Origin of the sequence: Metaclostridioides mangenotii (assembly GCF_017873185.1) — a bacterium.
In the GTDB taxonomy this organism is placed as follows: Bacteria; Bacillota; Clostridia; order Peptostreptococcales; family Peptostreptococcaceae; genus Metaclostridioides; species Metaclostridioides mangenotii.
Map to the genome: position 1 here is coordinate 1,112,813 of NZ_JAGGJX010000001.1, position 13,379 is coordinate 1,126,191.

At 33.3% G+C, this 13,379-nt stretch carries 12 protein-coding genes; all 12 read right to left on the reverse strand.

Features of this window, described 5'->3' with window-relative positions; all coding sequences use genetic code 11:
• Nucleotides 1-6 precede the first annotated feature (6 nt).
• The 12 genes from ymfI to coaBC all read right to left on the reverse strand — a co-directional run bounded on the left by ymfI (nucleotide 7) and on the right by coaBC (nucleotide 13,379).
• Nucleotides 7-744 (reverse strand): elongation factor P 5-aminopentanone reductase, encoded by a 738-nt coding sequence (gene ymfI / locus J2Z43_RS05435; RefSeq protein WP_209456386.1) that lies wholly within the window; start codon nucleotides 742-744, stop codon nucleotides 7-9.
• 147 nt (nucleotides 745-891) lie between these two features.
• Nucleotides 892-2,817: a Stk1 family PASTA domain-containing Ser/Thr kinase gene (gene pknB, locus J2Z43_RS05440; RefSeq protein WP_209456193.1), complete on the reverse strand. Its 1,926-nt coding sequence runs from the start codon at nucleotides 2,815-2,817 to the stop codon at nucleotides 892-894.
• 16 nt (nucleotides 2,818-2,833) lie between these two features.
• Complete coding sequence (locus J2Z43_RS05445) at nucleotides 2,834-3,586, reverse strand: Stp1/IreP family PP2C-type Ser/Thr phosphatase (RefSeq protein ID WP_209456194.1); 753 nt, start codon at nucleotides 3,584-3,586, stop codon at nucleotides 2,834-2,836.
• A gap of 18 nt (nucleotides 3,587-3,604) precedes the next feature.
• On the reverse strand, nucleotides 3,605-4,636 hold the full coding sequence (gene rlmN, locus J2Z43_RS05450) for a 23S rRNA (adenine(2503)-C(2))-methyltransferase RlmN (protein ID WP_209456195.1): 1,032 nt from the start codon (nucleotides 4,634-4,636) through the stop codon (nucleotides 3,605-3,607).
• A 7-nt stretch (nucleotides 4,637-4,643) separates the two neighbouring features.
• Complete coding sequence (gene rsmB, locus J2Z43_RS05455) at nucleotides 4,644-5,969, reverse strand: 16S rRNA (cytosine(967)-C(5))-methyltransferase RsmB (protein ID WP_209456196.1); 1,326 nt, start codon at nucleotides 5,967-5,969, stop codon at nucleotides 4,644-4,646.
• A gap of 128 nt (nucleotides 5,970-6,097) precedes the next feature.
• Entirely contained in the window at nucleotides 6,098-6,790 is a 693-nt protein-coding gene (locus J2Z43_RS05460; protein ID WP_209456197.1) for a zinc metallopeptidase, read from the reverse strand.
• Nucleotides 6,791-6,820: 30 nt separating this feature from the next.
• A complete protein-coding gene (locus J2Z43_RS05465; protein ID WP_209456198.1) occupies nucleotides 6,821-7,579 on the reverse strand; it encodes a DUF116 domain-containing protein in 759 nt (252 codons plus the stop codon).
• A gap of 8 nt (nucleotides 7,580-7,587) precedes the next feature.
• Nucleotides 7,588-8,517 carry a methionyl-tRNA formyltransferase gene (gene fmt / locus J2Z43_RS05470; protein WP_209456199.1) on the reverse strand — a complete coding sequence of 310 codons (930 nt, stop codon included), beginning with the start codon at nucleotides 8,515-8,517 and terminating at the stop codon, nucleotides 7,588-7,590.
• A 15-nt stretch (nucleotides 8,518-8,532) separates the two neighbouring features.
• Entirely contained in the window at nucleotides 8,533-8,976 is a 444-nt protein-coding gene (gene def / locus J2Z43_RS05475) for a peptide deformylase (protein ID WP_209456200.1), read from the reverse strand.
• Between the two features lie 77 nt (nucleotides 8,977-9,053).
• Nucleotides 9,054-9,494: a peptide deformylase gene (gene def / locus J2Z43_RS05480; protein ID WP_209456201.1), complete on the reverse strand. Its 441-nt coding sequence runs from the start codon at nucleotides 9,492-9,494 to the stop codon at nucleotides 9,054-9,056.
• An 87-nt stretch (nucleotides 9,495-9,581) separates the two neighbouring features.
• Nucleotides 9,582-12,071: a primosomal protein N' gene (priA, locus tag J2Z43_RS05485; RefSeq protein WP_209456202.1), complete on the reverse strand. Its 2,490-nt coding sequence runs from the start codon at nucleotides 12,069-12,071 to the stop codon at nucleotides 9,582-9,584.
• A gap of 114 nt (nucleotides 12,072-12,185) precedes the next feature.
• Nucleotides 12,186-13,379: a bifunctional phosphopantothenoylcysteine decarboxylase/phosphopantothenate--cysteine ligase CoaBC gene (gene coaBC / locus J2Z43_RS05490; RefSeq protein ID WP_209456203.1), complete on the reverse strand. Its 1,194-nt coding sequence runs from the start codon at nucleotides 13,377-13,379 to the stop codon at nucleotides 12,186-12,188.

The window sequence follows — 13,379 nt, forward strand, 5'->3', positions numbered from 1 at the left end:
TTTTACCTAAATAACAATTCCACCATTTGGACTTATTACTTGTCCTGTAAAGAAATCAGCCTTATCTGATGCTAAAAACAGTGCACAATTAGATATATCTTCAGGTTTTCCAAGTTTCATCAAAGGAGTCTCCTGTCTAAATAACTCAAGGTCATCTCCATCTATTTGCTCTAACATATCCGTAACTATAGCGCCGGGAGCTATACAATTTACCTGTATATTAGAAGGTCCAACTTCTTTTGCAAGTGCCTTTGTAAGACCTATTATTCCCGCCTTTGATGTAGAATAGTGTACTTCACAAGATCCACCAGTTATTCCCCATATAGAAGATATATTTATTATTTTACCCTTTTTTTCAGAAATCATATGTCTAAGAGCAGTTTGTGCGCAATGGAACACTCCTTTTAAGTTTACATTCATAAGGTTGTCCCAGTCCTCATCAGAAATATCAGTAAATAGCATTCCCTTAGCTACACCCGCATTATTTACAAGAACATCTAAATCTCCAAACTCTTTTAAACAGTACTCAAACATAGACTCAACTTCATCTCTCTTGCTTACATCAGCCTTAAATGTTTTAACAGAAAGACCTTCGCCTTCTAATCTAGTCTGTAGTTCCTTAGCCTTATCCTTAGACTTATTGTAATTTATTAAAACATTATAGCCTTCCCTAGCAAACTTTTCTGCCATATTGCTTCCAATGCCCCTAGATGACCCTGTAATTAAAACGGTTTTCTTTTGTATCATCAATCTCACCTCAAAAATTTATTTATATTTAAATATATTTTTATTACATAAAATCAGGGCTGTCTCAAAATTTTGAGACAGCCCTATAAAAATACATTGTATTTTTATTAAATTCAACAATCGATAAATTATGTGGCTTCCCTATTACTCAGTATCTGTACTGCCAGATCCTCCAGATCCACCTGATCCATTTCCTGAGCCCGACCCAGAACCACCTGATTCTGATCCATTTCCTGAGCCTGTTTCTGATCCATTTCCAGTTCCAGTTCCTGGATTTGTTCCAGTTCCTGGGTTTGTTCCAGTTCCTGGATTTGTTCCAGTTCCTGGATTTGTTTCACCTCCAGTTCCTGGATTTGTTCCAGTTCCTGGATTTGTTCCGGTTCCTGATTCATTACCTGTGCCTTGATCTGGCGGTTGAGTAGTATTATTATCATCATTTTTGTTTTCATTTGGATCTATAACTTCAGATTCATCTGATTTTTTACTTACAACAAGGTTTATTCTATCTCCCTCTTTTACGTTTGTAGATCCCGCTCTTGGACTTTGACTTAGTACAGTTCCTTCTTTTTCATTTGTACTGTATTCGTATTTGACCGTTCCCAGTTTCAGATTTGCATCCTTAAGAGCCTCTTTTGCATCGCTCAGCGTAAGCCCTACAACATCTGGAGCCGATATACTATCTGCTCCTTTACTTAATACTACAGCTACTACATCTCCTTTATCCAACTTTGTACCTGCTGGAGGTGTCTGTGAAATTATACAGTCCTCTTCTACATCTTCACTGTATTCACTGCTTTTTACTTTAATGCTTACTCCCATTTTATCTAACTCTGTCCTAGCTTCGTCTAATGTCATATTTACAAGATTTGGAGCAACAGAGTCCCCTCCAAGTGCTGGTTTTATAAACATTTTATATGCAAATGCGAATTGAGCCATTAATATAATTATAAGTATTACAGCTGCAATTCTTAATCTCTTTTTAGTCTTTGGACTATCTTTCTTTTTCTTCTTCTTTCTTCTCTCTCGCCTTTTTGATCTTCTCTTTTCTTCTTCATAGTCGTCATCGTCATCATCCTCGTACTCATCTTCATCTTCGTACTCATCTTCAAAGTAACTATCGTCTTCTTCCATATCTGGAATTGACATTGGATTTAACTTTTCTGATACCGACTGGTTTTCTAAGTTTAATTTTTTAGGATCTATCTTTTTAGTTTCAAAGTCATTGTACTCTTTGATAAAATCTAGATCTATATTTTTTTCAATGTAATCAATATCTTCAATTAATTCTTCAGCAGTTTGATATCTATCTGAAGCAGATTTCTCAGTTAATTTTTTTATTAAAGTTCTAACGCTCTGTGGTATACTAACTTTTTCATCAGATGTAAACTCGATATCATCGTTAATATGTTGAAGCGCTATTGAAATAGGGCTGTCACCTCTAAAAGGAACTTTTCCTAATAACATTTCATATATAACTATACCTAATGAGTATAAATCTGCACTATTAGTCACAAACTTACCTTTAGCTTGTTCTGGTGAAAAATAGTGAACAGATCCTATAACACTTCCTATATTAGTTACAGTGGTATTCGATACAGCTTTCGCAATACCAAAGTCAGCTACCTTAACTACTCTACCTTCATTTGAGATAAGTATGTTGTGAGGCTTTATATCTCTATGTATTATACCCTTTTTATGGGCAGCACCAAGAGCTAATGCAATCTGCTTGGTTATATCTAAAGCAGTGTATTCATCTAAAGTTCCCTCGTTTTGTATAATCTCCTTTAAGTTTTGACCATCTACAAACTCCATTACTATATAGTGAACTTTGCCATCTTCGCCTACATCGTACACATTAACTATATTTGGGTGAGATAAACTAGCTACCGCTTCAGCTTCTCTCTTAAATTTTGTTAAAAATTCCTCGTCATCAACAAACTCTGGTCTAAGGACCTTTAGAGCTACGGTTCTATTTAGCAACTTGTCTTTAGCCTCGTAAACAAAGGCCATACCCCCATCGCCAATCTTTCTGATGATCTCATATCTATTTCCTAAAATTGTTTCTCCCACATTATCACCGTCCTAATTATACTCTTATTAAGATAACAGAAACATTATCTTTACCAGAAACATCATTTGCCATATTTATCAATTTAGCGCTTATTTCATCTATATCTTCTTCTTTAAATTCAATTATTGTTTGTCTTATTTCATTATCATTTACAAATCCAATAAGCCCATCTGTAGCCATGAGAATAAAATCTCCTTCTCTCAGCTTCTTTTTAAATATATCTACAACAACCATATCGTCTGTGCCTACAGCACGAGTTATATGGTTTCTTTGAGGATGAGTCTTTGCTTCTTCTTCTGTAATAACTTTTGCCATTATAAGTTCTTCAACTACAGAATGGTCTATTGTTATTTTATCAAATTTTCTGTCGTGTAACAAATAGCACCTACTATCGCCTACGTTTGCAACATAGATGTTGTTGTTGTAGATTATTGCAGTTACTAGTGTTGTACCCATACCATCAAATTCCAAAGCTTCTTTAGATTTATTGTGTATTATCGTATTTACATTGTTATAAGCTTGTTTTAGAACGTCATCGATATAGTCAATTTTAATACTTTCCCTCTGCAATAGATTTTCTTTTAGAAATTTAATTATGTTGGAAACTGCCAATTTACTCGCAACTTCGCCTTTGTTATGGCCACCCATACCATCAGCTATTGCAAATATGCCCATAGGCCCAAATTCTGTTTCTATAATTTCTCCCTCACAGTAATCTTCATTGTTCTTTCTTATTTTTCCTATATGGGAGGCACAACTATAATCCATACGATTTCCTCCTTGTTATCACTTATATTTTCTCCTCAACTGACCACAAGCTCCACTTATATCAGAACCTCTTGATATTCTAACTGTGGCAGGTATATTGTGTTTTTCAAGATTGTCTCTAAATTTGTAAATATATACTTTATCAGGCTTTTCGTATTCCCTTTCATCGACTTTATTTATAGGAATAAGATTTACATGACATAACATACCTTTAAGTAGCTTAGCAAGTGCATCTGCTTCTTTTTCAGAGTCATTTACACCTTTTATCAAAGAGTACTCAAAAGTGATTCTTCTATTTGTCTTTTTTATATAATAACGACAAGCCTTTATTATTTCATCGATAGTGTAAGATTTTGCAACAGGCATTATCTCTTTTCTAATACTATCATATGGCGAATGGAGAGATATTGCAAGATTTATCGGTATTTCTAAATCTGCAAGCTCGTAAATCTTAGGTACAATACCACAAGTCGATAGTGTTATATGCCTGTATCCTAAGTTTAAGCCATTCTCTTCGTTAACAATTTCCAGGAATTTTTTAGAGTTTTCAAAATTATCTAGCGGCTCTCCACTTCCCATCATTACTACATTTGATACTCTCTTACCAGTGTCTTTTTGAACCTGCATAATCTGATCTAAAATTTCCCACGGCTCCAGATTTCTGACTAGACCATCGATTGTAGATGCACAGAAGTTACATCCCATTCTGCATCCTACCTGATTAGTGACACATACTGTCGTTCTATCTCCATAGTCCATCATCACTGTTTCTATTATATTTCCGTCCGCCAATAAAAACAAATATTTTTTTGTTCCATCTATCTTAGACTCTAGTTTTAATTCCTGTTCTAAAGTTCCTATATAAGCGTTTTGCTCTAATTTTTCTCTTAAAGATTTGGGAATATTTTTCATATCATCAAAATTTTCTGCACCTTTATATATCCATGAAAAAATCTGACTTCCTCTAAATGCTTTTTCTCCGATTTCCTTCATGTATTCCTTTATCTCATCCTCGGTAAAATTTTTCATCGCTACTTTTTTATCTTCCACTATATCACTACCTAACTCTCACTAATTTTGCTATAAAGAATCCATCCATAGCGTGCACATTAGGATAAATCTTCAGCACTCCGCTGTTTTGTTCTTCTAAATCTATTTCTACTGAATCTATAGGATCTAATTTAAATCCTTCATTATCTTTTAAAAATGCTTTGACAACATTTATATTTTCTTCGTCTTGAATCGTACATGTACTGTACACAAGTGTGCCACCTATCTTTACATATTTTGAGGCATTATCGAGAATTTTCCTCTGAATTGCAGGTAATTCTTTTAGATCTTCTTTTTCTTTGAACTTTATCTCGGGCTTTCTTTTAACTATTCCAAGCCCTGAACAAGGCACATCTGTAAGTACATAGTCAAACTTATCTACACTTTTTTCATCGAACTTTAGTGCATCGTATTCTTCCACATCTACGTTGTTTAGTCCAAGTCTAGTTACAGAAGATTTAATAAGCTTCAACTTGTGATTAAAAATATCTCTAGCAACAACTTTTCCTGTATTATTCATAATTGTAGCAACATGCGTAGTCTTTCCACCAGGCGCACTACATACATCCAAAACTAAAGAGTTTTCTTTTGGATTAATAGTTTTCCCTACTATCATAGAACTTATATCTTGAATTGTAAATAATCCCTGATTAAATAATTCGTTATTTTCGATATTTTTTAAGTTTTTAACTTCTACTGCCTCTTCTATAAAGCTTATCTTACTACACTCAACTCCCATTTTAGTTAACTTTTCTATAAGTTCATCTCTAGTAGTTTTTGTAGTGTTTACACGTATATAAAGATTTGGCTTTTTACTGTTTTCTTCCAATAAATCTTTAGTAAAATCTAAGCCGAATTTTTCTATCCAGTTTTGAACCATCCATGGATTATACGAATATTTTATCGAAAGAGCCTTCACTTCATCTTTTTCATCAATATTTTTAATAGTTTCTTTGTTTCTTATTTCATTTCTCAGGATCGCATTTACAAACCCAGATGATCTCTTATCGTATTTTTTAGCAAGCTTTACAGACTCATCCACAGCTGCGTAGTCAGAGATACTATCTAAAAACAATATTTGATACGTTCCCATTCTAAGTATAGTCTTAACAAATGTAGACATTTTCTTTACTTTTATCTTTGAAAGCTTATTGATTATATAGTCTATGTAGTATTTATTTTCTACTACACCGTAGATTAGTTCTGTTGCAAAACCACGTTCTGCATTTTTAATTTCGATATTTTTGAAATGCTTATTAATTGAGATATTTGAATAGTTTTTGTTCGTCTCTATATCACATATCACTTTAAATGCAAACTCTCTTGCGTTCATAATTTTTCTCTCCTCAAGCTAGTAAAAGTAAATTAGGCTAAAAATATCTCATAACTGACATTACGAGTTTATCTACTCGTTGGAAGTAAATCGATATTTTCAGCCTAAAATTATTGTTTATTTTCTTATTAATCGTTTCTTCTTTGAGCTATCAAAACTAATCTAAGTAGTTGAAGTGCTGCTGTCAGAGCAGCTGCAACGTAAGTAAGTGCTGCCGCAGTAAGAACTTTTCTACTTTGTCTTTTTTCACCTTCATCGACTATCCCTAGACTAGCAAGCTGAGTTACTGCTCTACTAGAAGCGTTAAATTCAACTGGAAGTGTAACTATTTGGAATAAAACTGTAAGTGAGAATAAAAGTATCCCAAATTTCAAAAATGGACCACTCATTATAAATCCTAGTATAATAAGTATCCACGAAGCGTTTGATGCAAAGTTTACAACTGGAACTAGCGAACTTCTTATGTTTAGCGGTACATATCCGTGAGCGTGTTGTATAGCGTGCCCACACTCATGGGCTGCAACTGAAATCGAAGTTATCGATGTTCCTGAGTACACATCTTTAGATAATCTTACAGTTTTCTTTCTAGGATCGTAGTGATCGCTCAGATGGCCTCCTATAGGCTCTACTCTAACATCATTTAATCCATTTACACTAAGTATTCTTTTAGCCACCTGCTCTCCTGTATATCCACTGTAAGCGCGTACTTTTAAGTATTTATTAGTAGTTGAACTAACTTTAAACTGAGCATACATAGTGAACAATAAAGCTGGTATTAATATAATCATAGTTGGGTCAAATCCCCAGTATCCGTAATACATTTATATAACACTCTCCTAATTATTTGAAAATTAATATTCACAGTGCTTAAAACCAATGTTTCCCCTCAAAAAATCAATTGCCTCTTCCACATCCTCTATATCTACACCAGTGTTAAAGCAAGGTCCGTTTGGCCTTTTATTAAAAACTCCTAACACTGGTATTTTATTTACATCCTGAACTCCTGATGTAAGGTCTCTTTCACAAGCTACTGCTATGACTGCTTTTGGCCTATTATCTATAATTATCTTTCTAGCCAAAGTTCCACCTGTAGCTACAAATACTTTTACATTATGTTTAAATTTAAGAGCAACTAAATCTTTTACACTGCAAAGACCACATTTATTGCAGTTATCTATATCATTAGTTATTTTTAATTTACATAAGTTATTTTGAACACAGTGAGGTATAAGTATTATTATATCCTCTGGTTCAAAATTATATTTACCACTGTATATATATTCATTGTTTAGCTTAATATATACCCTTCTCATATCATCTTTTGATATCTTAAGTACTGAGGATATATATGTAACAATAGGAAACAGTATATTTACTATCTTAAAGTTAAATCTCATAATAGTTGAATTTACTTTTTTTTCGTTTACAATCAAATACGTTACATATGTTGAAAAAATAATAATCGTCACAACTACTACAAATAAACCTATAATTAACTTTGAAAACATATCGTTATAGCTAGTCACAAATAAATCTACCACTCCTACTAAAACTCCAAGCACTAAAATCAAAATACATATACTCGCTGAGTACTTCTTTATCTCAGTCATATTCTCACCTAGTTTAACACTACCCCAGTTTTTATTGTGTTACCTTTTATATATTCACTTACCAATACTCTTTTTTTGTTTGGCATCTGAATCTCTTCTAAAAGTATAACTTTATCTTTTGTACAGACTCCTATACCTTCTTTATCCACTTCGACAATAGTTCCTGGTTTGTCCCCGCTGTCTTTATCTGTTACTTTAGTCTTCCAAACCTTCATTGTATTATCTTCATAAGTTGTATAAGAGCTAGGCCAAGGATTTACACCTCTAACTAAGTTATGAATTTCTTTAGCTGATTTAGAAAAATCTATTTTACCAAGACTTTTATTCATTATCGGTGCATAACACGACTCCTCATCAATTTGGACTGTTCTAGGAGCAGTACCTTTAGCTATCATTTCAACTGTGTCTTTAAGTAAATCAGCCCCGATATACATTATCTTATCGTGTAGCTCTCCAGCCGTAATTTCGTTGTTCAAATCTATCTCATTCTGCAGTATAATATCACCAGTGTCCAAGCCTTCATCCATATACATTGTTGATACTCCTGTCTTTTCTTCGCCATTTATTATCACCCAGTTAATAGGCGCAGCACCTCTGTACTTAGGAAGCAGTGAAACGTGTACATTTACGCAACCGTATCTTGGTATTTCCAGTATCTCTTTTGGAAGTATCTGACCGAAAGCTACAACTATTATTAAATCTGGAGAGAGATTTTTTATCTCATTGATAAATTCTTCTTCCCTAGCTCTCTTTGGTTGATAAACATCTATATCATGCTTAACTGCAAGCTCCTTTACAGGCGACATTGCAAGTTTTTTCCCTCTACCCTTTGGTTTATCTGGCTGAGTTACAACACCTAAAATTTCGTGTTTTTCATCTATAATTTTTTCTAAACATGGGACTGCTATTTCTGGTGTTCCCATAAAAACAATCTTCATAAATATCAGCTCCTATTACTTCTCTATTTTATCTACATATAATACGCCATCTAAATGATCTGTCTCATGGCAAAATGCTCTAGCTAGAAATCCTTCAGCTTCGTATTCAATCTCTACACCTTCTCTATTCAGCCCTCTAACCTTAACATACATCGGTCTTTTTACTTCTTCTGATCTTCCCGGCACACTTAAACAAGCTTCTGGTCCTATCTGTTCGCCTGAAGACTCTATTATCTCAGGATTTATAAGTTCGATTAATCCTTCTCCTAAATCTATTACTATCATTCTTTTAAGTATTCCAACTTGAGGTGCAGCAAGTCCGCCACCACATTCAGCTCCATACATTGTTTCTGCCATATCATCTAGTAACTGTATTATTCTATCATCTATTTTTTCTACTTTTTTTGATTTCTTTCTAAGTACTGCTTCTCCAATTTGTGCAATTCTTCTAAGTGCCATTATTCGCCCCCCTTTAACTTGTTAAAGTCACTGCTTTTATTTGTTAAACGTATAGCCATAACAACTAAAACAACTTTTTACTCTTCTATCTTATCTACAAAAAGTACACCTTCTAAGTGGTCAGTCTCATGGCAGAATGCTCTAGCTAAAAATTCCTCAGCTTCGTATTCTACCTCCACACCTTCTCTATTAAGACCTCTTACTTTAACGTACATTGGTCTTTTTACGTCTGCTGATTCTCCATCAACACTTAGACAACCTTCAGGGTCTATTTGCTCACCAGAAGACTCAACTATTTCAGGATTTATAAGTTCAATCAAACCTTCTCCTATATCTATCACTATTACTCTCTTTAGAATTCCAACTTGAGGTGCTGCAAGTCCTACACCTTCTGCTTCATACATTGTTTCCGCCATATCATCTAATAACTGTAGTATTCTATCATCTATTTTTTCTACTTTTCTCGATTTTTTTCTAAGTACCTCTTCTCCAATTTGTGCAATTCTTCTAAGTGCCATTTTATCCTCCTCTTAACTTGTACATAAAATCTCTATATTTATTTACAATCTCTACTTTTCTAATTTATTTAACCACAAAATATTTTACTATAATATTGTGTTTGGATTTATATCAATTGAAACATTTACCTTTTTATTAAAGACAAAATCCCTCTTTGTTATACATATATATTTTATTATACCCTTTAATAGATTAATTTCAATATTGTCGTCTTTAAATAATATTTGCCATCTATAGTTTTGCTTAATTTTAGTTATAGAACATGGATTTGGCCCTAATATAAAATCAAAATTGTCTATTCCTCTTTCTTTTAATAAGTATACTAATGAACTGTGTAAGTTGTCGATACTCTTTTTTACATCTACTTCGTCTTCACCACTTACCACAACCCTCATCATATTGCAGAAAGGTGTGTATCCAAAAGCCTTTCTTATTTTTACTTCATCCTCGTAAAAGCTTTCATAATCATAATTAATCGCATGTATAATAGCGTAATGATCAGTATCATAAGTCTGGAGAACTACCTCTCCCTCTTTATCCGACCTTCCTGCTCTCCCAGAAACTTGAGTTATAAGTTGAAAAGTAGATTCAAAACTCCTAAAATCAGGGAAATTTAAAATCATATCTGCAGACAAAATCCCGACAAGCGTTACATTTTCAAAGTCTAGACCTTTACTTAGCATTTGAGTTCCGATTAAGATATCCGCTTCCCTATCCTTAAATTTATTTAGAATTTTTTCTAGAGAACCTTTTTTAGATGTAGTGTCTTTATCCATTCTAAGTGTCTTTACATCTGGAAGAATAGTCTTTAATTCCTCTTCAATCTTTTGGGTTCCAGTACCAAAAGGCTTTATATGTTCACTTCCACATTCTGGGCAAGTCTTGGGAATTGTGGTCTCGTAACCACAGTAGTGACATACTCCAGAATTATTGTACTTGTGGTAAGTAAGCGATATATCACAGTCGTTACACTTGAATACATACCCACATTTTCTACAAGATACAAAATTTGCATAGCCTCTTCTATTTAAGAATAGAATCGCTTGACTACCACTTTCTATTGTCCTTTTAATCTCTTTGATGAGTTCACTGCTAAATATACTTGTGTTTCCTACATCAAGTTCTTTCTTCATATCTACTATTTTTATCTTTGGAAGCGGCTTGTTGTTCGCTCTCTTATTTATTTCAATTAAGTTGTACTCTCCTGTTTTTGCTCTGTAGTACTCCTCAACTGAAGGAGTAGCCGATCCAAATACTAATGTTATATTATTTTTTATAGACATGTATCTAGCGACTTCTATCGCACTAAATTTAGGGTTATTTTCGGCTTTATAAGATGTCTCATGGAATTCGTCTATAATAATCGCCCCTAAGTTATCAAAAGGCGCAAATAAAGCTGATCTTGCTCCTATAAGTATTCTTACTTTACCAGCTTTTATAGCTTTATATACATCGTGTCTCTCCCCTTCTGAAAGTTTGCTGTGGTAAACTCCAACAATAGGTCCAAATCTATTTTTAAGTCTAGATATTGTCTGAGGTGTAAGAGATATCTCTGGAACTAATAAAATACTGCTAAGCCCTTGACTAAGCGCATGATCTATAATCTCCATATACACTTCTGTTTTACCGCTTCCAGTTATTCCGTGTATCAAATAAGGTTTTTTATCATCTTCAAACATCTGAGAAGTCACTATATTTACAGCATTTTTCTGCTCTTCATTCAGATTCACTTTTTTATTTTCTGATTTAAAGTTAAACTCAGGTTCTCTATAGTAAGGTTTGAAATCCAATTCTATAACACCTTTTGACGACAGTGTGTTTATACTCTGTCTAGATACTCCTAGTATTTCCATTAAATCATTAATCTCTACATCGTCATTGTCATTTAAAAAATCGATCGCTTTTTTCTGGCTTTTTCCTATTCGAATTTTATTGTCTTCAATGTATTTTTCGAGTTCTACACCCTTAAAACAAAGTGATACATAGCATAACATCTTTTCATTTTCTCTATCGTCATACTCCCAGCCTAGTTTTATATATTCCTTTTTCTCAAGCCTATTTATCACATTATTTACATTCTTTATATAACTTAACTTATCAACCTTTATTTTTCCTTTACTAAAAAGAAGTTTTTCTACTACATCTTTTTCATCTTCTTTTAATTCATCCAATAGTTCTTGAGTTAAATCCACGTCAATGTTTTTAATTTTAACTCCATGAGAAATAACTTTATAATTATTCAACTTGTAGCCTTTTGGATATATAAGATTTATACAGTCTATATAAGTACACAAATATCTATTTTTCATCCAAGATACCAACTCTATATCTTCTTCTCTAAAAATCGGATTTTCATCTAGTATCTCAACTATATTCTTAACTTTAAAAGCCTCATCAAATTTATTAATCAATTTGAACACAAAAGCTTCAACTGGTTTATTTCCTCTCCCAAATGGTACGAGTACTCTATGACCGACTTCTATTTTGCCCTCAAAATAATCAGGGATTTGATATGTAAATAGGTTATCGGTATACGTAGAATTGCTTCTTACAACAACCTCAGCGTAACTTGCCATTTCTAATCCCTCTCCCTACCTTTTTTATCTCTATCCTTTATTTTACACCAAATAAAATAATCTATCTATGTATAGGCTCATTTATTTTGCCAACACAGACAGATCATTTAATTTCTATAAAATATTTTTTACTTTATCTAATATTATATTTGCCACTTCTTCTTTTTTCATAATAGGGTATTCTTCAATACTGCCTTCTCTATCTATTATTTTAACTATATTAGTATCAGCTTTAAATCCCGCGCCCTCTTGTGTCAAATCATTTGCAACAATAAAATCTAAATTCTTCTTAGTAATCTTACCTTTAGCGTGTTTGACTAGGTCGTTAGTTTCAGCTGCAAATGCTACTAACACTTTATCTTTTTTATTTTTTCCGATTTCATATGCGACATCTTTATTTCTACCTAAATTTATAACTAGGTCATCATCGCTCTTTTTAATCTTTTTAACAGAATACTCATTCGGCCTATAATCAGCCACAGCGGCGCTCTGTATAAACACCTTGTTGTCGTCAAAATTATCTACAACTGCTTTATATAAATCCTCTGCAGACTCAATCTGTACGTATTTTGATAGACCGTTTGGAGCTTTTAGATTTGTCGGTCCAGAAATTAGAGTTACCTCAGCGCCTCTTTTAGCTGCTTCTGTTGCTATTGAATAACCCATTTTTCCAGTAGATCGATTAGATAAGTATCTCACTGGATCTATTCTCTCTACAGTTGGTCCAGCAGTCACAACTATCTTTTGACCTTTAAGATCTTGTTCTACATTTAGCATATCTACAACTCTACTCACTATAGTATCTACATTGGCAAGTTTCCCTGACCCTATATCTCCACATGCTAATCTTCCGCTATCTGGCTCTACAAAATTGTATCCAAGACCTTCTAAAAACTCTATATTTTTTTGAACTATAACATTTTCATACATATTTGTATTCATGGCTGGAGCTAATAATATTGGTGCTTTTGTCGCCATAACTGTAGTTGTAAGCATATCATCAGCTATACCATTTGCAATTTTTCCTATTACATTGGCTGTAGCAGGAACTATTAAAAATAAATCGGCTTTTTTTGCTAAAGAAATATGTTCTACATCCCAAGTTTTCGGTTCAGCAAACATATCTGAAACTACATAGTTTTGGCTTAACGACTGAAATGTCAACGGTGAAACAAACTCCGTAGCTGATTCGGTCATTATTACGTGAACATTTAGCCCTAATTTTTTTAGTTTACTTACTATATCACATGATTTGTATACTGCAATACCACCGCTTACTCCTAAAACAACTGTCTTACCATTTAACAT